This is a genomic window from Rhizobium vallis (genome assembly GCF_003985155.1).
GTDB classification, from domain to species: Bacteria; Pseudomonadota; Alphaproteobacteria; order Rhizobiales; family Rhizobiaceae; genus Rhizobium; species Rhizobium vallis.
In genome coordinates, this window is sequence record NZ_ML133688.1 from 145919 (window position 1) to 167255 (window position 21337).

Consider the following 21337-nt stretch of genomic DNA (forward strand, 5'->3'; position numbering starts at 1 on the left):
CTTAGCAGGCGGTCTTACCGCAGCTGCGCATGTTCTTGACCTTGGCTTCGAGCTCGTCGAACCCGACGGCGCCCGGCACCAATTCGTTCCCGATCACATAAGAGGGCGTGCCGCTGATGCCGAGACTGGAGGCAAGCTGGTATGTCGCCTGAACGATTCCGTCATTCGGGCTCTTGGCCATTTCGGCGCGAAGCTTGTCTTCCTTGACGCCGAGAGAGCTTGCTACCGCGATCGCGCTTTCTTCCGAGGCGCGGCCTTCGCTGCTGAGAAGAGCGATATGGAAATCGGCATACTTCTCGGGTGCCAGCCTGCGGAAAGCGTCGGCCACCTTATGGGCAGCGACCGAATCCGGTCCCAGGATCGGGAATTCCTTGAGGACGAAGCGGACGTTCTTGTCCTTCTTCAGCATCGCCTGCATGTCGGGAAGCGCATGCCGGCAGTAGGTGCAGTTATAATCGAAGAATTCGACAACCGTCACATCGCCCTTGGGATTGCCGAGCGTCACGTCATCCTTCGACTCGAAGATGTTGCCGCTGTTTTCCTCGATCGCCATATTGGCTTTCACCAGCCGCTGGGCTTCCTGCTTCTTCTGCAGGGCATCCTGGACGTCGAGCATGATCTCGGGGTTCTCGATCAGATACTGCTTGATGAACTCGCCGAACTCCTTCTTTTGCTGATCGTCGAGCGCCGCAGCCGGAAGCGGAAGAGCGATTGATGCGGCAAGCGCCAGAGCGGTGAAGGTTTTCGGGATGAATGCCATGATATCCTCGTCATCGGCGGTATGATCGTCTCGGTGTCGAGACGTCGCCGGGTTAATGGACTTGAATGCTTCGCGTCAAGGTACGGCGCGTTCTCTTCTCCTCAAACAGGATTTTTCATCCCAGCGCGACCCTCGCGGGATTGTGATGAGCCGATTATTGCGGCAATTGTCGGGCCGTCATTCAGAAGCCAAGCGAGAAGAGATCTTGTTTTCCATATCGAAACGCAGCGAAGTCGAGCCTTTTCATGCCATGGATGTCCTGGCGGAGGCGACGAAACGGCGTGCGGCTGGCCATCCTGTTATCTCTATGGCTGTCGGCCAGCCCTCGCACCCTGCACCTCAGGCTGCCCTCGAGGCAGCGCGCGGCGCGCTCGCCGAGGGCCGGATCGGCTATACCGATGCGCTGGGGACAGTGCGGCTGAAATCGGCGATTGCCACGCATTACAAGGACCGGCACGGCCTGGAGATCGATCCGGCGCGCATCGCCGTCACGACGGGTTCCTCGGCGGCTTTCAATCTCGCCTTCCTGACGCTTTTCGATGCCGGCGATGCGGTGGCGATCGCAAGGCCCGGCTATCCCGCCTACCGCAATATCCTCGGCGCGCTGGGTTTGAAGGTTCTCGAAGTGCCGGTGACGGCCGAGACCCATTTTACCTTGACGCCGGAAAGCCTGGAGGCGGTGCAGAAGGAAAGCGGCGTGAGGCTGAAAGGTGTGCTGCTCGCCAGCCCCGCCAACCCCACGGGCACGGTGACCGGCCGCGATGGGCTGAAGGCGCTTGCGGATTATTGTGCGGCCCAATCCATCGCCTTCATCTCGGATGAGATCTACCACGGACTGACCTTCGCCGGCGAGGAGGCGAGCGCGCTGGAGCTGACCGATGAAGCGATTGTCATCAACTCCTTCTCCAAATATTACTGCATGACTGGCTGGCGAATTGGCTGGATGGTGCTGCCGGAATGCCTGGTCCGGCCGATCGAGCGTGTGGCGCAGAGTCTCTATATCTCGCCGCCCGAACTCTCCCAGATCGCAGCAGCCGCCGCTCTCGGGGCAGGCCAAGAGCTGGATCGCGTCAAGGCAAGTTATGCCGCAAATCGCGAGCTGCTGCTCGACCGACTGCCCAAGATCGGCCTTGCGCCCGCTTCACCGATGGATGGTGCCTTCTACGCCTATGTCGATGTTTCGCGCTTCACCAATGACAGCATGGGTTTTGCCAAACGGATGCTTGCGGAAATCAACGTCGCGGCAACACCAGGCCTGGACTTCGATCCGCTGGAGGGGCATCGAACTTTGCGTCTGTCCTATGCGGGTTCGCAAACAGAGATCGCCGAGGCGGTGGAGCGAATAGCCGTCTGGTTGAAGTAGGGGGCAAGCGGCGGCTTGCCCGCCCGTCGCTCAGCTTCGCGACGAAAACAGCGAGGCGAGCGTCGAAGCCGGTTTGCCGTTCAGCCGCGGCACCACAACGAGCTGCTTGATGTCACCGCGCCTGTAAGCTGCGAGGAAGCGCTTGTAGTCCTTGAAGGATACGCAGCCGTTGGAGTCGCCGTTCTTGCCGAGCATGTAGGTATGGGCAAGCAGGCCGACACGGTCATAGATCGCGTCCGCGCCCTCGACCGGCGTCAGCCGGATCGCCGCGACGCCATGGAAAAGGCTCTCGCGCATAGTGAGGACATATGTGTGCGGTGGCGTCGGTCCGCGCATCTTCTGGCTCACATAGCGCGGATTGTCGCGCATCTTGCCGAGACCGGAGTGAGCTTCCAGCCGTTCGCCGTTCGGCAGATAGACGGTGCTGTTCTCGATGTCGTAGATCGCGACACCTGCGCGCAGCTTCGGCGAGAAGACCGGCTTGTCGTAGCGCGGCACGGCGTCATCCTGGTCATCCTCGATCGGCGAGTTCGGCTTCGCATAGGCGAGGACTGGCTCGGCCGGGCGCTGTTCCCCCTTCGAAGCTGGAGCAGGCTTGCCGACCAGGCCGTCAGGCCGCGCCATCGGCAGCGGCACCGAATCAGCGTCCGGCGCCAGAACGAGATCGAAGGGCTGTTGCTCTTCAGCCTCTGCAACGACCACGGGCGCCGATTTTTCTGCAGGCGCCGAAACCGTTTTGACCGTGGAGGCGGTCGGCTCGACCGGTTCCGGAGCGATCTGTTGCGGTCCGGCATCGGCGAGCGCCAGCAAGCCAGGGAGTTGGACGGCCGCGACCGCCTCCTTGGAGGGAATGATAATGCGGTCTTGGTTTTCCTCGTCCGTCTCGACCAGAGCAACCTCGGCAGAGGGCTTGACGATATCGTCCTTGGCGAATTTCGCGGTTTCGGAAGGTGCAGCCGCGGCAACGGTGATCACCGGCTCGGTGGGCGTCACCAGTCGATTGCTCTTTGCAAGCGCCAGCGACGCCATTGCCGCAGCGTTGGTTTTTTTCGCATGCGAATGGATGAGGTCTGCCGTCAGGGCGACGACCGGCTTGGCGTCGAAGGCGGCCAGCCGGTCAGCCTTGCTGATATGGATCAGCCGTTCATGCTTCGTCGTCGGCTTGAGCTTCGTCGATGCGACCTGCGCAAAGCCGTCCGAAGGCGACACGGGTGCGGTGATCGAGTGCATCGTCGCGAAGGTCGCGATCAGCCATGTGGAGGTCAGAAATCCGGCGCCGACGACACCGCAGAGAAAGCCGCGAGATCTGCGCGAACGCAAAGCAGACCCGCCAAGAGGGGTGACGTCATCGAACGTCCCTACCGCTAACGCCATACTACACTCGTCTTTCAAACTCGCTACGCAGGCCGGCGGCACTGACTGACTAAACTTCGCCGGGGCCGGTAAAGGCGCAAATGGGCCGAATTTGGACCAAATGCGACTTCCGACTGTCTCGCAAGGATGACGAATTATGGTTTCTAATTTGTTTACGCGGTGTCGCTGTTTTTCTCGACGTCTCAAAAAGAGATGCTTTGGGCCTTCTTAGGTGCGTTCCATCACATAACTTCCCGGCGCTTCCTCGATCGCATTGAGTGCGTCGCCGCCGGGTTTGCGCGCCGGCACGCGCCTGCTGTCATGCGTTTCGATCCACACCTGCCAGTGCGGCCACCACGATCCCGGTGTCTCGCTCGCCTGTTCGATCCAGTCCTCGTATTCGCCTTTGGCCGGGCCGCCTGTCCAGTATTGATACTTCTTCTTGTCGGGCGGGTTGACGACGCCGGCGATATGTCCCGAACCGGTGACGACGAATTCCACCTTGCCGCCGAAGAACTGGCTGCCGAGGAAAACGGATTTGGCAGGTGCGATATGATCCTCGCGGGTGGCGAGATTGTAGATCGGGATCTTCACGTCCTTCAGCGATACGGACTTGCCGTCGAGGATCATCTCGTTTCGCGTCAGCGCATTCCGGAGATAGCAGTTGCGCAGGTAGAAGGCGTGGTTTGCCGCCGCCATCCGGGTCGAATCAGCGTTCCAGAACAAGAGGTCGAAGGGCAGGGGCTCCTGGCCCTTGAGGTAGCTGTTGACGAAATAAGGCCAGATCAGTTCGGAAGCGCGCAGCATGTTGAAGGCCATCGACATTTTCGAACCGTCGAGATAGCCGACCGCCTGCATATGCTCCTCGAGCGCTGTAAGCTGCTCCTCGTCGACAAAGACCTTGAGATCGCCGGCATGGGTGAAATCGACCTGGGTGGTGAAGAGCGTCGCGGTCTTGATCCGCTTGTTTTTTTCTTTCGCGTGCAGCGCCAATGTTGCCGCCAGCAGCGTTCCGCCGACGCAGTAGCCTACAGCGTTGACTTCCTTCTCGCCGGTCGCCTTCTCGATCGTTGCAAGCGCAAAATCGATGCCCTCGCGGGCATAGGCCGCCCAGTCCTTCCCGGCATGACGCGCATCCGGGTTGACCCAGGAAATGACGAAGACCGTCTGCCCCTGGTCGACGCACCATTTGATGAAGGATTTCTGCGGGTTGAGGTCGAGAATATAGAACTTGTTGATCCACGGCGGGCAGATCAGCAGCGGCCGCTTCAGCACCGTTTCGGTCGAAGCTTCGTACTGGAGGATCTGGCAGATATCGTTCTGGGCGATCACCTTTCCAGGCGTCAGCGCCATGTCGCGGCCGACGGCGAATTTCGTCATGTCGGTCTGGCGCAGGCGAAGATCGCCCTTTCCAGCGGCGATGTCTTCGGCCAGCATCTTCATGCCGCGCACCAGGTTTTCGCCGCTGGTTGCGATCGTCTCGCGGTAGAGCTGCGGATTGGTGGCGACGAAATTGCTTGGCGAAAGAGCTGCCGTGATCTGCTTCACATAGAAGCCGGCCTTGTGCTTGGTATGCTCGTCGAGCCCGTCGGTCTCCGACACCAGCTTCTCCGCCCAGTCGGATGTGACGAAATAGACCTGGCGCAGAAAATCGAAGAACGGATTCTTCTGCCAGTCTTCGTCCGAAAAGCGCTTGTCTTTGCGGGTATCCGGTTCGGCAGGCGTCGGCTCGCCCTGCATGCGCTGCATCGAGCGCATCCAAATTCCGAAAAACGAGGACATCAGCTCCGTTTGCGCCTCGAAGGTGCGGCGCGGATCGGCGATCCAGTATTCGGTAACCTTGGAGAGCGTCTTGACCATATCGGTCATTGGATCGACGACACTGTCGGCGATCTCGCCGCGTTCGCGTGGCGCAAGCCAGGCCGAGGCGGCTTTCCCGAGATTTTCGAGCGCCCGGGCGAAATTCATCGTCATGGCCTCGGGATCCTTCAACAGATAAGGATCGAGATCGGTCGCGTCGAAACCGGCCTTGCCGCCATTCTCCTGCTTGCTGTCGGTCACCATTTCCTCCGGCGGCAGCACTCTTTTTATCCATTCGTTGTACATCGTGACCGAACGAGAAAACAAGTTCCACCCGCATCGGCTCGTGCTATTGCTTTGTGGCGGCGACAAATTTAACAGTCGACGCAGTCAGAACTGGATTTTGAGGCATGACGAAGAACGGCATTCGGCGCATCGCAACCTTCAACCGCACCGCATTGATCTGCGCCGCGGCGGCGATGGCCCTTGCCGGCTGCAATCTTACGGCGGAACAGAAGGCCGCAGCCGCCGCCAAGCGAGCGGCGCCGACTGCCGTCGTCATGCCCGCCACCAAAGGCGAGTCGGTCGAAGGCGGCCTTGCGAAGTATCCGGACGGCTATCCGAATTTCGGTGCGCCGCTGACGGCGGCCAATGTTCAGATGAGTGACGAACAGGCGGCCGAACTGCAGCACCAACTGACCGCGCTTGCCGCCCAGCGAAAGGCCGGCACGATCTCGGAAGCCGAATACCAGGCCAAGGTCGCCGAAATGCGCCGCCTTGCCGCCGAGCACGGCGCTGATACGCTCTCCGAAATCTCCAAATAAACCTTGCCTTTCAGGCAATTTGGACGCAAAGCCTTCCGGATGGATCGGAAGATGCAATTTTCCCAATAATGCGCGTTGCGTGGCCTTTCCGTCAAAGATTTGCCGTGTGGCTTGGGTCTGATGAATACGGCGTTGCGATTCTGAAGTTCGTGTCGCAGCCGCCGGGAGACGGAACGAACTTCGACTGCGGCCCGAAAGCCGCCTTTCCATGGGGAATGAAATGGAAGAGTTTCACAAAGTCCGGCGTTTGCCGCCTTATGTTTTCGAACAGGTCAACCGTTTGAAAGCAAGCGCGCGAGCGGGCGGCGCCGATATCATCGATCTCGGCATGGGAAACCCTGACCTTCCCACTCCCCAGTCGATCGTCGACAAGCTGTGCGAGGTCGTGCAGGATCCGCGCACCCACCGTTATTCCTCATCCAAGGGTATTCCCGGGCTGCGCCGCGCCCAGGCCGCCTACTATGCCCGCCGTTTCGGCGTCAAGCTGAACCCGGATACGCAGGTGGTCGCCACCTTGGGCTCCAAGGAAGGCTTTGCCAACATGGCGCAGGCGATCACTGCGCCCGGCGACGTGATCCTCTGCCCGAACCCCACCTATCCGATCCACGCCTTCGGCTTCCTGATGGCCGGCGGCGTGATCCGCTCGATGTCGGTGGAACCGGACGAGAGCTTTTTCCCACCGCTTGAACGCGCGGTCCGCCATTCGATCCCGAAACCCCTAGCGCTGATCCTCAACTACCCCTCGAACCCGACGGCCTTTGTCGCGACGCTCGATTTCTACAAGGACGTCATCGCCTTCGCCAAGAAGCACGACATCATCGTGCTTTCGGATCTCGCCTATTCGGAAATCTACTTCGACGGCGCTCCGCCGCCGTCGGTTCTCGAAGTGCCTGGCGCAATGGATGTGACTGTCGAGTTCACCTCGATGTCGAAGACTTTCTCCATGCCCGGCTGGCGCATGGGCTTTGCCGTCGGCAACGAGCGGCTGATCGCCGCCCTGACGCGTGTGAAGTCCTATCTCGACTACGGCGCCTTCACGCCGATCCAGGTGGCCGCGACCCACGCTCTGAACGGCGACGGCTCCGACATTGCGGAAGTCCGCAACGTCTATAAGCGTCGCCGCGACGTCATGGTCGAGAGCTTCGGCAAGGCCGGCTTCGAGGTGCCGCCGCCGGCTGCCACCATGTTCGCCTGGGCGAAGATCCCGGAAAAGTTCCGTCATCTCGGTTCGCTTGAGTTTTCCAAGCTGCTGGTCGAGAAGGCCGACGTCGCCGTTGCCCCGGGCATCGGCTTCGGCGAAATGGGCGACGACTACGTCCGTCTGGCGCTTGTGGAGAACGAACACCGCATCCGCCAGGCCGCGCGCAACATCAAGAAGTTCATGTCGACGGCCGACGAGACGATGCACAACGTCATCTCGCTCAACGCCCACCGTTAATTCCAACCTCGAAGACAGCCGCAGATTTGCGGCTGTCTCTCACCAGACATTTCAGGATCGATCCATGGCAGATGCCCTCAAAATCGGCATTGCGGGCTTGGGCACCGTTGGCGCTTCGCTCGTCCGTATCATTCAGCAGAAAAGCAACGAGCTTGCCGTCACCTGCGGGCGTCCGATCATTATCACGGCCGTCTCTGCGCGCGACAAAACGCGAGACCGAGGTGTCGATCTTTCCGGCGTCACCTGGTTCGACCGGCCGGAAGATCTTGCCGAAAAAGGTGATATCGACGTCTTCGTCGAGCTGATGGGTGGGGCCGAAGGGGCTGCCAACGTTTCTGTGCGCACCGCACTCCAGCGTGGTCTCCATGTAGTGACAGCCAACAAGGCGCTGCTTGCCTATCACGGCGTAGAACTTGCGACGATCGCGGAGGAGAAGGGCTCGCTCCTAAACTTCGAAGCGGCGGTCGCCGGCGGCATCCCCGTCATCAAGGCGCTGCGGGAATCGCTGACGGGCAATGCCGTCTCGCGCATCTACGGCATCATGAACGGCACCTGCAATTACATCCTGACCAAGATGGAGAAGGAAGGGCTTTCCTTCGCCGAATGTCTCAAGGAAGCGCAGCGGCTGGGTTATGCCGAGGCTGATCCCGCCTTCGACATCGAGGGCAATGACACGGCCCATAAGCTCGCCATCCTGACGACGCTCGCCTTCGGCAACCGCATTGCGGCTGACGATATCTATCTCGAAGGCATCACCAACATCTCGATCGAGGATATCCACGCTGCCGCCGAGCTCGGTTATCGCATCAAGCTGCTCGGTGTCGCCCAGCGCACCGATACCGGCATCGAGCAGCGTGTGCACCCGACCATGGTGCCGGTCGATTCGGTCATTGCACAGGTCGACGGCGTCACCAACGCGGTGGCGATCGAATCCGACGTGCTCGGCGAACTGCTGATGGTTGGCCCCGGCGCCGGCGGAAATGCCACCGCTTCCTCGGTGCTCGGCGATATCGCCGATATCGCCAAGAGCCAGCCGGGCGCCCAGCGCGTGCCTGTGCTCGGCCATCCCGCAGCGGCGCTGGAGCCCTACCGCAAGGCACAAATGCAGAGCCACGAGGGTGGCTATTTCATCCGTCTCACCGTGCTCGACCGCACCGGCGTCTTTGCAAGCGTCGCAACCCGCATGGCTGAAAATCACATCTCGCTGGAATCGATCGTGCAGCGTTCCAAGCAGCATCTGGCGCCCTCGCACCATCAGACGATCATTCTCGTCACCCACGCGACGATGGAAGAGTCGGTGCGCAAGGCTGTCGCCTCGATCAAGTCGGAGGGTTATCTCTTCGGCGAGCCGCAGGTCATTCGCATTGAGCGGCCGAAAGAGGAAGGCTAACCCCTCTATTCCGAAACGGCACGGATGCCGCCCTGTCTCTGGCAGGGCGGTTTTTTTGTTATCTGTTTAACCTTCCCCTACGGAAGCCTATATTAACAGATGCGAAAATATTGATATAAATAAAACCGGAGATGGTGAGTCGTCGGCGGGGAGTATTTTCATGAGCAAGGACAGCCATGCCGGGAAGGGGTATGGCCGCCCGGGCGAGGCGCCGCCAGACCAACCCAATATGCTTGAACAAATCCTCGAGCCGGTCCACCGTGAGATTCGCAAAGAGCCTCAAGATGAGGCTGACGGCGACGAATACACGGCAGGCCGCAACTGGGCCATTTTGCTGACGCTGTTTTCGGTCCTGCTGGTGCAGCTCGCTGGCATCGCCCTGATCGTCTGGGCCGTGTTCTGGTAAAAATCCGTGTCTGCGAACTCCCCGCTATGTTATCTCCGCTGCTCCTGTAGAAAGAGCAGATAAAGTCAGCGGAGTTTGGCATGGCAGATCTCGTCGATCCCGTACAGCGTGCGTTTCTCGGCGTGGAGAAATCCGCGCTCGATAATCGCTGGGTCGCGCGGCTCGATCAGGCCGGACAGAATCGCGCGCTGGCCATGTCACAGATCCACGGACTGCCGGATCTGATCGCCCGCGTGTTGGCGGGGCGGGGCGTGACGGTGGACGAGGCGATCGAATTCCTCGATCCGACGATCCGCGGCCTGATGCCCGATCCCCATACGCTGACCGATTGCGAAAAGGCCGCCACCCGCCTCGTGAGCGCGATCGAGCGCGGCGAGAATGTCGCGATCTTCGGCGACTATGACGTCGACGGCGCTGCCTCCTCGGCGCTGATGTTCCGCTTTCTCAGCCATTTCGGCGTCAAGGCGAATATTTATATTCCGGACCGTGTCTTCGAAGGTTATGGGCCCAATCCAACGGCGATCAATCAGTTGATCGACAACGGCGCCCAGCTTATCGTCACCGTCGATTGCGGCTCCACCAGCCACGAGGCGCTTGCCGCGGCTGCCGCGCGCAACATCGATGTCGTCGTCATCGATCACCACCAGGTGACACATGAGCTGCCGCCCTGCCATGCGCTCGTCAATCCGAACCGTGAAGACGATCTTTCGGGGCAGGGGCATCTTTGTGCGGCGGGCGTCGTCTTCATGGTGCTGGTCGCGACGCTGCGGCTGCTACGTGTGGCCGGCAACAAGCGCATCCTGGCGATCGACCTGCTGCAATGGCTTGACATCGTGGCCCTTGCTACCGTCTGCGATGTCGTGCCGCTGAAAGGCCTCAACCGCGCCTATGTGGTGAAGGGGCTGGTTGCCGCCCGGCACCAGAGCAATGCCGGGCTTGCAGCACTCTTCCGCAAGGCCGGGCTCGCAGGCCCGGTGACGCCCTATCATTTCGGCTTCCTGGTTGGCCCGCGCATCAATGCCGGCGGGCGGATCGGCGACGCCGCACTCGGAAGCCGCCTGCTGACGCTCGACGATGCCGGCGAGGCTGAGGTGATCGCCCAGCGCCTCGACGAACTCAACCGTGAACGTCAGGCGATGGAGGCCATCATGCTGCAGGAGGCGGAAGTCGAGGCGCTTGCCGAATATGGCGACGGCGAGGGCGCATCCGTCATCGTCACCGCTCATGAGAAATGGCATCCCGGCATCGTCGGGCTGATCGCCGCGCGGCTGAAAGAGAAGTTCAAGCGGCCGGCCTTCGCCATCGCCTTTGATCCCTCCGGCCGCGGCACCGGCTCGGGCCGCTCCATCAACGGCTTTGACATGGGCAGGATGGTGCGGGCTGCCGTCGACGAGGGGATACTCGTCAAGGGCGGTGGCCATGCGATGGCCGCAGGGTTGACGGTCGAGCGCGACAATCTCGGCAGGCTGAGGACCTTCTTCACGGAAAAGGCGGCAAGGACGGTGGCAAACCTCGTCGCCAATGAGACGCTGAAGATCGACGGCGCGATCGGCGCAAGCGGGGCCACGATCGAACTTATCGATCGGTTGGAAGCCGCCGGCCCTTACGGCTCGGGCCATTCACAACCGCTCTTTGCCGTGCCGGCGCATCGTCTGCGCGACGCCCGCCTGGTGGGTGAGAAACATGTGAAGGTGACGCTGGAGGCAATGGACGGATCGCGGCTCGACGGCATCGCCTTCCGCGCCGCCGATACGGCCCTCGGTAGTTTTCTGCTCAATTCGCGGGGCGCGAGCCTCCATGTCGCAGGCTCGCTCGGCGCCGATCATTACCAGGGCGCACGCCGCGTCCAGCTGCGGGTCTGCGATGCCGCACCGGCGAAATAGGATCGTCGCGCAAGGCGCTGAAAGACATGGGATTTGGAAAGAAGAAGTGGCACGCCCTAGGGGAGTCGAACCCCTCTTCCCAGAATGAAAATCTGGTGTCCTAACCGATAGACGAAGGGCGCTTCCTTCGTGGTGGCGCCCTTATAGTCAGCACCTTCGAAAGCCGCAAGCGCCAAGGCGCGAAAAAATCATCGTTTTCGCCGATTTTTTTGCTGTTGTGGAAAACCGCGGTTTGGCAACGCAGCAAAGCCGAAAAAGGCCAAGCGACGGGACGGATTTGACAGTCTTGCGTGACGAGGTGGTACGCCCTAGGGGAGTCGAACCCCTCTTTACAGAATGAGAATCTGTCGTCCTAACCGATAGACGAAGGGCGCAGCCAGCCTGTTTAAAATAGGCGTGCGCGCTGGCTTCTGCAAGCGGATGCGATGGCTTCTGTAAGGAGAGAAAGTGGCACGCCCTAGGGGAGTCGAACCCCTCTTCCCAGAATGAAAATCTGGTGTCCTAACCGATAGACGAAGGGCGCTTCCTTCGTGGTGGCGCCCTTATAGTCAGGCGTTTTGAATCCCGCAAGCGGGAATCGCGGTTTTCTTTCAAAAAAATGACAAGAAATATTAGGGCGTTCGAGAGGCCGATTATTGAAGCTGAATCAATGGGCTGTGGGTTGTTTCACTAACGAGACAAGGCGATGCTGCCGTAACGTAATGCGAAATCTCGCGGCGGTCAGATCGCTCTTGCAGTCGCCATCGGCGCGCGTTTGCCGCCGCAGCCCCAGTTCCAGTCGCGGCTTTTGCCGGTGTCGAGATGGACCGAATCCGTGTGGCAATAGGTACCGACGCCGCCGCGGTCCGGCAACGAGCGGATATAGGTGGCGATATCCCATTTGGTGACGCCGTCGATCTGGATGTCGGCTGCCTCGCAGCTCTTGTGCATCGATTCGTCGGCGCCGCCGACCAGGCGGTTATGCTCTTCGTCGCGATAGCCTGACGTGACGATAACCGGCCGGCCGAAATGGGTTTCGACCGTCTTGATCACTTTCAGCAGGTCGGGCTTGAAGCAGCCGACCTCGACCTTGTCGTTCTGGAGATGCAGCCCGTTTGGCGCGATGCGCGTCATGCCGGGAAGGGACGCCTTGTGCAAGAGTCCGGAAAGGCTGCCGAGCAGGTTCCGCTTCGGGGCGCTGTAGAGCGCATTCACAGTTGTGCTCGGAATGCTGCCCGTTGCCAACGATGCGGTTTGAATGGGCGCTGCCTGCGTGCTGTTATTCTGCGAGGATTGCTGTGGCAGCACCGGCTGCGCTGGCTGTCCCGGCGCGCCAGGCTGGCTATAGACGCTGCTTCTCGCAGGCGCGGCACCTTCCACCGGTGCATAGCCCTGCGGCTGAATGACGGTGGAGGTGCTATTGTTCTGCGGCCCCGGCTGATGATCCGAAAAAATGCTCATCGCCTGCGCGTTGATCCGGGTCGACTGCATCACCAGCCCGCCGATATTGGCGGGTGCTGCTGTCGCCGGATCTGCCGGCGGGACGGTGGCGTTCGGGTTTTGCGCGACGAGCTGAGGCGCGGCTTGGGCGCCGGAGACATTGACGACTTGCGGGTCGCTGTAGACCGAGCGCGGGGTGGATTTTGCGGATGCGGCTGTTGCAAGCTGGGGTGTCGGAGCTGTTGGGGCCTGGGCCGCCGGCGCGGCCGCTGCGGAATCGAGCGCCTTCTTGTCCGATACGCAGCCGGACAGCGCCAGCACCGAAGTGGCGATCAGCAAAGCGCCCGTCAGGGGCATCCGCATCTCAGTATTACGCAAGCGAGCAGTCTCCGGTTGATGCGGAAAACGGGCGAAAAACGCCATCTTCCGCTTCGAGTCGGTTGGAGATTGCCTGCGGGGCCGGATCGCGGCAAGCGCCAAGGCGCCGGCCAGACCCGAAATCGAAAAAGCCGCAAGTTTCGCAAAAGCCTTGCGGCAAAAAAGGATTACCAGGCGCCGGTATTGCCCATCGAAGCCCAGGGCTCGGCGGCCGGAAGGGGGCTGCCCTTCTGCAGGATTTCGATCGAAATTCCATCCGGCGAGCGCACGAAGGCCATGTTTCCGTCGCGCGGCGGCCGGTTGATGGTGATGCCGTTGTCCATCAGATTCTGGCAGGTTGCATAAATATCGTCGACCTCATAGGCGAGGTGGCCGAAATTGCGTCCTCCGCTATAATCTTCCGTATCCCAGTTGTAGGTAAGCTCGAGGCAGGGGGCCTTTTCGCTGCGCGCACGGTCGAGATCGTCGCGAGCCGCCAGGAAAACCAAGGTGAAGCGGCCCTTCTCATTTTCGTGGCGGCGAATCTCCTCCAGGCCGAACAGCGTGGTATAAAAGGCGAGCGAAGCGTCCAGGTCTTTGACGCGAACCATAGTGTGGAGATAACGCATTCTATTTACTCCTTTATTGGGGCTAGCTTTTTTCGGCGAGCCGAGGTCAGCTTCGGGCAAGTCATCTTTATAAAATGTGCAGCTGGGAATAACCGAAAACTAGGACTTGCGCTTATCCGTTACCAAGATGTTAATCTTGATTTCAAGAATCAGTTAACCGTAACAGTGTGACGCGTATTCGAGGGGCTGGCGAAATGGCTGATAGGATTTCATCGAACGAATACTCCGATCTCGACGAGCTATCGGCAGAAGCGGTCGATCTTGTTGAAATCACCGGCGTCGTCAAGTGGTTTGACGTCGCCAAAGGTTTCGGCTTCATCGTACCCGACAACGGCATGCAGGATGTTCTGCTGCATGTGACCTGCCTACGGCGCGATGGTTATCAGACGATCCTCGAGGGAACGCGTATCGTGGCCCTGATCCAGCGCCGCGAGCGCGGTTACCAGGCTTTCAAGATCCTCTCGATGGACCAGTCGACCGCGGTTCATCCCTCGCAGCTGCCGCCGGTGCGCACACATGTGCAGGTCACCGCGACGAGCGGGCTCGAGCGTGCGCTGGTCAAGTGGTTCAACCGCACAAAGGGTTTCGGCTTTCTGACGCGCGGTGAGGGCACCGAGGATATCTTCGTGCACATGGAGACGCTTCGTCGCTTCGGCCTGACGGAACTGCGTCCCGGCCAGGTGGTGCTCGTCCGCTTTGGTGACGGTGAAAAGGGCCTGATGGCCGCAGAGATCCATCCCGATGTTCCGAGCCCGGCGAGCCGGTCGCACTAAAATGCACGGCCTTGTCCTGTTTCATGCCATCAGAAGCGCCGTCCTGGCGCTTTTTTTCATGGTTGCCCTACCGGCTTTGGCCGAGGAGCAGATGCGCTTCGACAAGGAGCCGCTGCTCATCCAGACGGCGGCGGGTAAGGTGCTGCATTTCACCGTCGAAGTCGCCTCATCAGACGACCAGCGCGCCCGCGGGCTGATGTTCCGCAAGACAATGGCCGATGACGCGGGCATGATCTTCGATTTCGGTGAATCCAGGCGTGTCGCCATGTGGATGGAAAATACCATCCTGCCGCTCGACATGCTTTTTGCCGACGACACCGGCACGATCAGCCACATCAAGGAAAACGCCAAGCCCTATTCGCGCGACATCATCGATTCGATGGGGGATGTGAAATACGTCGTCGAACTCAACGCCGGCATCGTCGCCAAGCTCGGAATCAAGCCGGGCGACAGGATCGTCAGCGCCACGACGACAAGCAAGGCGAAGTGATACGTCGAAACCCGCGGAAATCTCCTGCTGACAGCGGATTTATGGGTTGCGGGGGCAGGGTGAACCGTGTATTTCCCCTGCCATCCACGGTACGGAGTGTAGCGCAGTCTGGTAGCGCATCTGGTTTGGGACCAGAGGGTCGGGAGTTCGAATCTCTCCACTCCGACCATTTTTCTCTTTTACAGCATCGTTGGTTCGCAAGACCGCTTGTCGGTCGATCCGTGCTGTCGGTTGCCCGCTCGGCAAAGCCCAGCCACTCGCCGATTTGGCAAGTCCGTGCATATCGCTATAAATGTGGGAGGCGGGCCTCAGCCTTGACCAAGCAGGCCGATATATTGGGCATAGCTGATGGCGACGTAGAAGAAAGCCGTAATGCTCGCTCCCACCACAATGGCATTAAATTCTGCCGAGCGTCTCGTCATAAGCTGCAAATCCACTGAAACCAACTGAACGGTAAACTAGTGCGTGGCGCGGACTGCGGCAATCAGGTTGTGATCACAACATGAGACAATCTGTAATATTAGGCAATCCTGCCGGACTTCTCTTTGCGTTTCATGAAGCAGCGGAGCCTTCGCGGCTAAAGGACATCCACAGCGTCGCCTGCGTCCCGGATGGAATCGGCCGCAACGTTGGGCACCGCCTTTTTTCTTGAAAAACCGGGGATTCGCGGATAAGCAAAATTCATCTCTTTGCGTGATCATTTGACGATGACGCAAAGGCCCGGAGACGGGATTGAGACCATGAAAGGCGGACCACCGCCCACATATCGGAGACGCGCAGTCATGTCTGCCAAGATCTATCGTCCTGCCAAGACCGCCATGCAGTCCGGCAAGGCCAAGACCCATCTCTGGGTGCTCGAGTTTGATCAGGAGTCGCCGCGCAAGATCGATCCGATCATGGGCTACACCTCCTCCGGCGACATGCGCCAGCAGGTGAAGCTCACTTTCGAAACGCAGGCGCTCGCCGAAGCCTATGCCCAGCGCAACGGCATCGAATACCGCGTCATCGCGCCGAAGGACCCGGCTCGTCAGGTTGTCGCCTATCCGGATAATTTCCGCTATACCCGCACGCAGCCCTGGACGCACTGAGATTTCTCGTCCACATATGCCGCATCCGGCCGCGCCTCTTGGGTGCGGCCAGCAGACGGCCCCTTAGCTCAGCTGGATAGAGCACCTGCCTTCTAAGCAGGTTGTCGCAGGTTCGATTCCTGCAGGGGTCGCCATCCAAATTTAACGACTTGAAGCCGGCCCATGACCAGCCCGAAGAGACCCGGTCACGGGGCGCTTACATTTCGGCCGCCGTCCGGCCAATCCAGCGTAAGCTATCGCCCCGCGCAGAGCCGCGCCCGAAGGCCGGCTGACACCTGTCGAAAAATCGCAGCGCGCGGATGATCCCCTCGGTGGACCTAAGCCCTCCCGACGGGATCATCCGCGCGCCGTTAGCACGATTGTTGCGGCGATCGGACGACCGCCGCAACTGACATAGTTACAGGATCAAATCGCCTGCTCCCAGCTGGATGTGGCCATGCAGCTCAACCTGGAAGTCCCGAACGCCGTCGCCGTTCAGGTCGCCCTGGACAACGGTAGCATCGGCCTTGTCTTCATAGTGCCAAGTGATCGCGCCAGCCTTATGGTCGAACGAGGCATTCTCCTGCGCCAGGAAATGGAAGGCTCCATTGCCCCACGCAGAGCCATTCGCATCCATCGCCGAGAAGTCGATCTTATCGATGCCCTTCTGGAAGTCGGTGATGATGTCGCGGTTCGAGCCGGGCGCGGATTCCGTCGCTGCTTTGAACACAAACGTATCCGAGCTGAGGCCACCGGTCAGGATGTCCTTTCCGGCGCCGCCAATGAGGACATCTGCGCCGTCGCCGCCGTTCAGCTTGTCCGCGCCGGCGCCGCCGTCGAGCTTGTCCGCGCCAGCGCCGCCATTGAGAACGTTGCCGCCGTTATTGCCGCCCGTCAGCACGTCGTCGTAGCTGGAGCCAGTCAAGTTTTCGATGCTGACGATCTTGTCACCAGTAGCATGCCCGCCCGATGCGGCCCCAGTCGCCAAGTTGACGTTGACCCCGCTGGAGGAGCCCTCATAGCTGGCCGTGTCGTTGCCATAACCGCCGTCGAGCACGTCCGCGCCGGCGCCGCCCTTCAGCACGTCATTACCGGCGAGACCCTTGAAGGTTTCGTTGCCGCCGTTGGACTGACCGGTGTGTGGCATGATGTCGTTGCCGTTGGTACCGGTATATACCGTCGGCGTGGTTGGCGTTGTCGGCGTAGTCGGCGTTCCCGGTTGTGTCGGTGTAGTCGGCGTCCCCGGTTGCGTCGGCGTGGTTGGCGTTCCCGGCGCCGCGCTGGAGCCGGATTCGTAGGCACCGACATCGACAGTTCCAACGACGCGAGTGTGGCCGTCCAGATCGACCGAGGCGACGCCGTACTGGCTGGTTCCGTGGTCGATCGCCAGCGAGCCGGAGGCGAGGTGGAAGTTGTCGCTCGCTGCCCCCAGGAATTTCGGATCGACGCCGAGCTGGTTGCCGTTCGCTGCGCTCGGCATCGCGTTGCCGCCGTCGGTCTTGACCGATGCCTGGCCGGCCGTGCCGTTGTAGGTGACGTTGTTGGCCCAGACGACGTTGGCGTTGGTGTAGCCACCGTACGACGTGTTATCGACTGCGGTGTTGTTCTTGTTCACCGATGGGTCCGCTACGGCGACGTTGTTAACCCAGGTGTTGTTGCTCGACTGCGCGTTGCTGAGCTCGCCGCGCCAGGTGCCGTCGTTCAGCGGGTCCTGATTGTTGTGGTATGCTGTGTTGTTTTTCACCGTGACGGAGTCGCTCCAGGTAACCTGGATGCCTTTGCTGCCGTTCTCATAGACGAGGTTGTTTTCGACCAGGGTCTTAAACGTGTAGTTCGGATGACCATCCGTCTGTGTGCTCTGGAAATCGTCGATGATGATGCCGTTGCCATCGGTGTGCGCACCCGTCTTCGTGACGTTGTCGTGCGAGATGTTGTTCCGGATGATGTTGCGGAAGCTGCCATCGTCCGGCGCCCCGGTGATATTCCGGTTCTCGTAGAGAGAGATGCCTGAAAACCAGCCGGAACTCGCATTCTTGTAAGTCTCGTTCCCTTCGATCGTGATGAAGTCGGATCCGGCGAAGGCGATGCCGGACGCACCGTTGTCGTGGGAAACGTTATTGGCGATCCTCACATGGTGGACGCCATCACCAACAATGCCGTGCGAATCGCTGCCGTAGACCTCGAAGCCCTCGACCGCCACGTAGTTAGCAGTGATGTTGATACCATTTGCGCCGCCTGATGCTGAGTGTATCACCGCTCCACCCGGTACCTCCGACCGCAAGGTAATGTAGCCGGCGGCGGAACCATCCTTATACATGTTCACCGACTCATTATAGACGCCGGCGCGCACCACAACCTCGTCGCCGGGCTTAAGGTCCGCCGCCATTGCCTCGTTGATCGTGTGAAAAGGAGACGAGGCACTGCCGTTACCGCTGCCGCTGCTGCTCGCCGATACGTAGTATGTCGTCATTGTCTTGTTCCTCAACCTTAGCGTTGTATTTAACCAATTACTAATTTTAGTTAATCAGTGGTTACGGCGGGGGGTTATAAGGCGAGCTTCCGGAGGGTGCAACAGCAACGCGACAGTAAGTGCTTGAGAATCATAGCCATATTGCTGCCACATTATCCAAATGTATCCGAAGTTACAGGTTGAAATACTTGGTGAATTTCGAGTCGCCCAAATTGGGGCAATATATATATCTCGCCTTCCGCGAATTATTCTTTCTGCAACTATAGCGAAGTGCATCCATTGAAAACATTAGAAAAACCTGGTGGGCGTGACTGGATTCCTCCCGCCAAAGGCAGAATCGACATTTTTTTCTGAAATTGGCTATTTTGGCCAGTTTCGGCTTAATTATTGGTACTAATGGCAGGGTATGACCGTCGGAATCGAGCTTCCGCCGTCGGCCGATTCGGCTTGGATCGATCCGGTGTGCAGGATGCATGCACCATATTCATACTATAAATGGGTCGCCCCGCAGGGTCCTTGGTTTTGCTCGCCGCGATGTAAAGAAGCATATCGACGGTCGCCGCAGACCTAGGAGTTGCCCGGTCCAGTAAACGGATGGGGACAACTGTTTAACTCGGATGGCAGCGGACGCTTTGCCTCCCTGGAGATCCGCCTGCTGGTCGATTGCAACGACGATGCGATCCGACAAGAATGCAATGTCAGCCGTCTCCGAGGGCATCGGCTTTGCCAGGGCCGACGTTTATACGACCGACAACACGTAACGAAACGTACCTAAGGCATAAACGACGACCGCATGCAGAACGGGTCGCTAACGATCTTGGGCCACGCATTCCCGCACTACTGCAGCATCACAGCAGCCATGCCAAAGCGGCGCCGGAGAATGCTTTGCATTCCCAGCTGGCAGAAGTGATCGGCTGCTCTTCTCAGCGATCCAGGAAGTGATCGAAGTAGACCTTGGGGATCGGATAGGCGTGGACGCCTGTGTCGAGGAAGCTGTGCCTGGAGAGGCAGCTTCTGAGAGCCGTGTTGTATTGGAGGCTTTGCGAGTCCGGCGAGCCTCTGTGCCACGAGCTGGCTTCCGGCACGCAACGCTGAAGCGCTTTATCGTATCGCGCCAGGAGGACCGGATCGGTATCGACCCGAATGCCGCCATGATAGGATTGATAGTTCGAAGGGGCTTCCGCCGCCGAAATGCAGCCTACACTCAGTACAAGACCTACTACCGCCATCAATCTCATTGGATGCAAATCTCCCATGGTCGATTATCCGAAGTAATCGATGCGAGATTATTGCTTCCCGCGGCTTCAGGCAAGCGGGCCCGTGCCTTCACAGAGCCGGCAGTGTTGGCGCTCGCGGTCGCACATCCATCGCCTAGGCGCTCAAGAAGCCATGTCGCGAAACGCCTGCGTTAGCCGCCCAGAAGCGGCGATGCCATCCAGTTCGATCAATCCAGGAGATCGGCGGGAACCTTGCCGCCGTTTTCCGAGAGCCGCTTCATCAGCGCCTTGTGCAGCCACATATTCATTTTCGCAGAATCGTTAGTGTCGCCGGTATAACCCAGTTCGGCTGCGAGTTCCTTACGCTCGCTGAGGCTCGCATCCATTCCTACGGCTTTCATCAGGTCCACGATCGAACGGCGCCAGTCGAGCTTCTGACCGCTCTTCTTCGCGACCGCGTCGAGGATAGGGACAATATCGACGGTCGTCGGGTTGCTCTGAGCGGGTGAGGCCGAGGGTGCCGGGCTGGGCGCCGCCGATGGTGCGACTGGGGCCTGCGCAGCCTCTGTTTTCGGCGCGCTTGTCGCAACCGGTTCGGCTGCTTTTGCTTCTCCGAAGATTGCGTGTTTGATCTTGTCGAAAATGCCCATGCGTGAACCTCCAAATCGCTAAATGAGAACATGCTGAAACATGGAGTTCGTCCCCGGCATATCCAGACGGGCGAAGGGTTATTTTTGCTCTTCAATCGAGGATGGAAAATCAGCTGCCCCAGCAGCGCAATCGACCTGATGCCCGCTTCTGGCACAGTCGGCCCGGCTGACGCTTACATGGCGATAACCATGGCGCCAGGTTGCGGCGCGGCGCGGCGAAACATTCGCAAGTCCATCACGTTGCTTTGCATGGGCGTCCTGTCGTTGCAGGCGTCCGATTGATCGAAGGCACGCGCGTTCCTCGATTTTCAGCTGCCGGACCGGTCGTTCGGCCATGGGAAACGGAGGAAGATCATGACCCATATGCACTTTAGACTGCCGCTTGCCCTGGTTGCATCCTGTGCCCTCCTTGCCATGCCGGCAGGGAAGGCGCGCGCGATCGATGTCGGAGTGTCGGTGAATGCAGGCAGTGCCGTCAGCGCCGATGTTGGAGCTTCGCTCGGCGGCGGTGGCGTCGATGCTACGGCCAATGCATCCGTCGGCGGCTCGAATGGCGTCGATGCGGATGCAACTGCCAGCGCCGGCAACGGCCGAGGCATCGACGCTGATGTCAATGCCGGTGTCGGCGGCAGCGATGGTCTCGGCGCGAACGCCAATGCTAGGCTTGGCGGCAGGCGCGGGCTCAATGCCGATATCAATGCACGCACCGGCGGTTCTCGCGGGATCGACGCCAAAGCCATGGCTTCGGTTGGCCGTGGCAACGGCGTCAACGCCAATCTCGCCATCGGCGGCGTGAGCGGTGAAGACGGCACGGCAGCTGCGCCGGATGCCACCGTCGATGCGGCCGAGGCTCGTACCCTCGATGCCTTCCGTAGCATGCCTGCCGATCAGCGGCGAAAGATCCTCATTCGTTGCGTCGATATCTCCACCGCGGGCGGCTCCGATGTCGGTCTTGCCGGTCTCTGTCAGCTCCTGCGGACGACGGCCTCCCGCTGAATATGTCCCGGCTGAACGTGAAAGACCCGCCGGGCGTGGCTCGGCGGGTCTT

General features: G+C 60.0%; 18 protein-coding genes, 5 tRNA genes and 1 pseudogene. 13 read left to right on the top strand and 11 right to left on the bottom strand.

The window, feature by feature from the left end:
- Position 1: 1 nt before the first annotated feature.
- On the bottom strand, positions 2-760 hold the full coding sequence (locus EFQ99_RS10615) for a DsbA family protein (RefSeq protein ID WP_126921003.1): 759 nt from the start codon (positions 758-760) through the stop codon (positions 2-4).
- Positions 761-965: 205 nt separating this feature from the next.
- Between EFQ99_RS10615 and EFQ99_RS10620 the strand changes: the two genes are divergently transcribed.
- Entirely contained in the window at positions 966-2123 is a 1158-nt protein-coding gene (locus EFQ99_RS10620; protein WP_126921004.1) for a pyridoxal phosphate-dependent aminotransferase, read from the top strand.
- A 30-nt stretch (positions 2124-2153) separates the two neighbouring features.
- Here EFQ99_RS10620 and EFQ99_RS10625 read toward each other — a convergent pair whose 3' ends face one another.
- Both EFQ99_RS10625 and phaC read right to left on the bottom strand, forming a co-directional pair.
- Positions 2154-3497, bottom strand: a complete 1344-nt coding sequence (locus EFQ99_RS10625; protein WP_126921005.1) for a DUF2778 domain-containing protein — start codon at positions 3495-3497, stop codon at positions 2154-2156.
- Between the two features lie 207 nt (positions 3498-3704).
- Complete coding sequence (phaC, locus tag EFQ99_RS10630; RefSeq protein ID WP_245441485.1) at positions 3705-5540, bottom strand: class I poly(R)-hydroxyalkanoic acid synthase; 1836 nt, start codon at positions 5538-5540, stop codon at positions 3705-3707.
- Between the two features lie 146 nt (positions 5541-5686).
- Here phaC and EFQ99_RS10635 point away from each other — a divergent pair, with 146 nt between their 5' ends.
- From EFQ99_RS10635 to recJ, 5 genes are all read left to right on the top strand, one after another.
- Entirely contained in the window at positions 5687-6100 is a 414-nt protein-coding gene (locus tag EFQ99_RS10635) for a hypothetical protein (RefSeq protein WP_126921006.1), read from the top strand.
- A gap of 220 nt (positions 6101-6320) precedes the next feature.
- Entirely contained in the window at positions 6321-7538 is a 1218-nt protein-coding gene (locus EFQ99_RS10640) for an LL-diaminopimelate aminotransferase (protein WP_126921007.1), read from the top strand.
- 64 nt (positions 7539-7602) lie between these two features.
- On the top strand, positions 7603-8928 hold the full coding sequence (locus EFQ99_RS10645) for a homoserine dehydrogenase (RefSeq protein ID WP_126921008.1): 1326 nt from the start codon (positions 7603-7605) through the stop codon (positions 8926-8928).
- A gap of 160 nt (positions 8929-9088) precedes the next feature.
- On the top strand, positions 9089-9334 hold the full coding sequence (locus tag EFQ99_RS10650; RefSeq protein WP_126921009.1) for a hypothetical protein: 246 nt from the start codon (positions 9089-9091) through the stop codon (positions 9332-9334).
- Positions 9335-9414: 80 nt separating this feature from the next.
- On the top strand, positions 9415-11217 hold the full coding sequence (gene recJ / locus EFQ99_RS10655) for a single-stranded-DNA-specific exonuclease RecJ (RefSeq protein ID WP_126921010.1): 1803 nt from the start codon (positions 9415-9417) through the stop codon (positions 11215-11217).
- 47 nt (positions 11218-11264) lie between these two features.
- On the opposite strand, the gene EFQ99_RS10660 is transcribed toward recJ, so the two are convergent.
- From EFQ99_RS10660 to gloA, 5 genes are all read right to left on the bottom strand, one after another.
- Positions 11265-11339 (bottom strand) — tRNA-Glu (locus EFQ99_RS10660).
- A 177-nt stretch (positions 11340-11516) separates the two neighbouring features.
- Positions 11517-11591, bottom strand: a tRNA-Glu gene (locus tag EFQ99_RS10665).
- A gap of 74 nt (positions 11592-11665) precedes the next feature.
- Positions 11666-11740 (bottom strand) — tRNA-Glu (locus EFQ99_RS10670).
- Between the two features lie 197 nt (positions 11741-11937).
- On the bottom strand, positions 11938-13014 hold the full coding sequence (locus EFQ99_RS10675) for a YcbK family protein (protein WP_126921011.1): 1077 nt from the start codon (positions 13012-13014) through the stop codon (positions 11938-11940).
- 167 nt (positions 13015-13181) lie between these two features.
- The gene (gene gloA / locus EFQ99_RS10680; RefSeq protein WP_003539134.1) at positions 13182-13622 is read right to left on the bottom strand and encodes a lactoylglutathione lyase; all 441 of its coding nucleotides are present in this window, start codon (positions 13620-13622) and stop codon (positions 13182-13184) included.
- 194 nt (positions 13623-13816) lie between these two features.
- On the opposite strand from gloA, the gene EFQ99_RS10685 reads away from it, so the two are divergent.
- From EFQ99_RS10685 to EFQ99_RS10705, 5 genes are all read left to right on the top strand, one after another.
- Complete coding sequence (locus EFQ99_RS10685) at positions 13817-14395, top strand: cold-shock protein (RefSeq protein ID WP_126921012.1); 579 nt, start codon at positions 13817-13819, stop codon at positions 14393-14395.
- Position 14396: 1 nt separating this feature from the next.
- A complete protein-coding gene (locus EFQ99_RS10690) occupies positions 14397-14885 on the top strand; it encodes a DUF192 domain-containing protein (protein WP_126921013.1) in 489 nt (162 codons plus the stop codon).
- A 92-nt stretch (positions 14886-14977) separates the two neighbouring features.
- A tRNA-Pro gene (locus tag EFQ99_RS10695) sits at positions 14978-15054 on the top strand.
- 613 nt (positions 15055-15667) lie between these two features.
- The gene (locus EFQ99_RS10700) at positions 15668-15973 is read left to right on the top strand and encodes an ETC complex I subunit (RefSeq protein WP_008526983.1); all 306 of its coding nucleotides are present in this window, start codon (positions 15668-15670) and stop codon (positions 15971-15973) included.
- Positions 15974-16030: 57 nt separating this feature from the next.
- Positions 16031-16107, top strand: a tRNA-Arg gene (locus EFQ99_RS10705).
- A 263-nt stretch (positions 16108-16370) separates the two neighbouring features.
- Here the strand turns inward: EFQ99_RS10705 and EFQ99_RS10710 are convergent.
- The gene (locus tag EFQ99_RS10710; RefSeq protein ID WP_126921014.1) at positions 16371-18422 is read right to left on the bottom strand and encodes a M10 family metallopeptidase C-terminal domain-containing protein; all 2052 of its coding nucleotides are present in this window, start codon (positions 18420-18422) and stop codon (positions 16371-16373) included.
- Between the two features lie 647 nt (positions 18423-19069).
- Between EFQ99_RS10710 and EFQ99_RS36290 the strand changes: the two are divergent.
- Positions 19070-19168 (top strand): annotated as a pseudogene (locus tag EFQ99_RS36290) (flagellin); the annotation flags it as partial.
- 177 nt (positions 19169-19345) lie between these two features.
- Here the strand turns inward: EFQ99_RS36290 and EFQ99_RS10715 are convergent.
- Both EFQ99_RS10715 and EFQ99_RS10720 read right to left on the bottom strand, forming a co-directional pair.
- Positions 19346-19660, bottom strand: coding sequence for a hypothetical protein (locus tag EFQ99_RS10715; RefSeq protein ID WP_126921015.1), 315 nt, complete (start codon positions 19658-19660; stop codon positions 19346-19348).
- Between the two features lie 206 nt (positions 19661-19866).
- Entirely contained in the window at positions 19867-20289 is a 423-nt protein-coding gene (locus tag EFQ99_RS10720) for a DUF3597 domain-containing protein (RefSeq protein WP_126921016.1), read from the bottom strand.
- 354 nt (positions 20290-20643) lie between these two features.
- On the opposite strand from EFQ99_RS10720, the gene EFQ99_RS10730 reads away from it, so the two are divergent.
- Positions 20644-21285, top strand: coding sequence for a hypothetical protein (locus EFQ99_RS10730; protein WP_126921018.1), 642 nt, complete (start codon positions 20644-20646; stop codon positions 21283-21285).
- Positions 21286-21337: the final 52 nt, after the last annotated feature.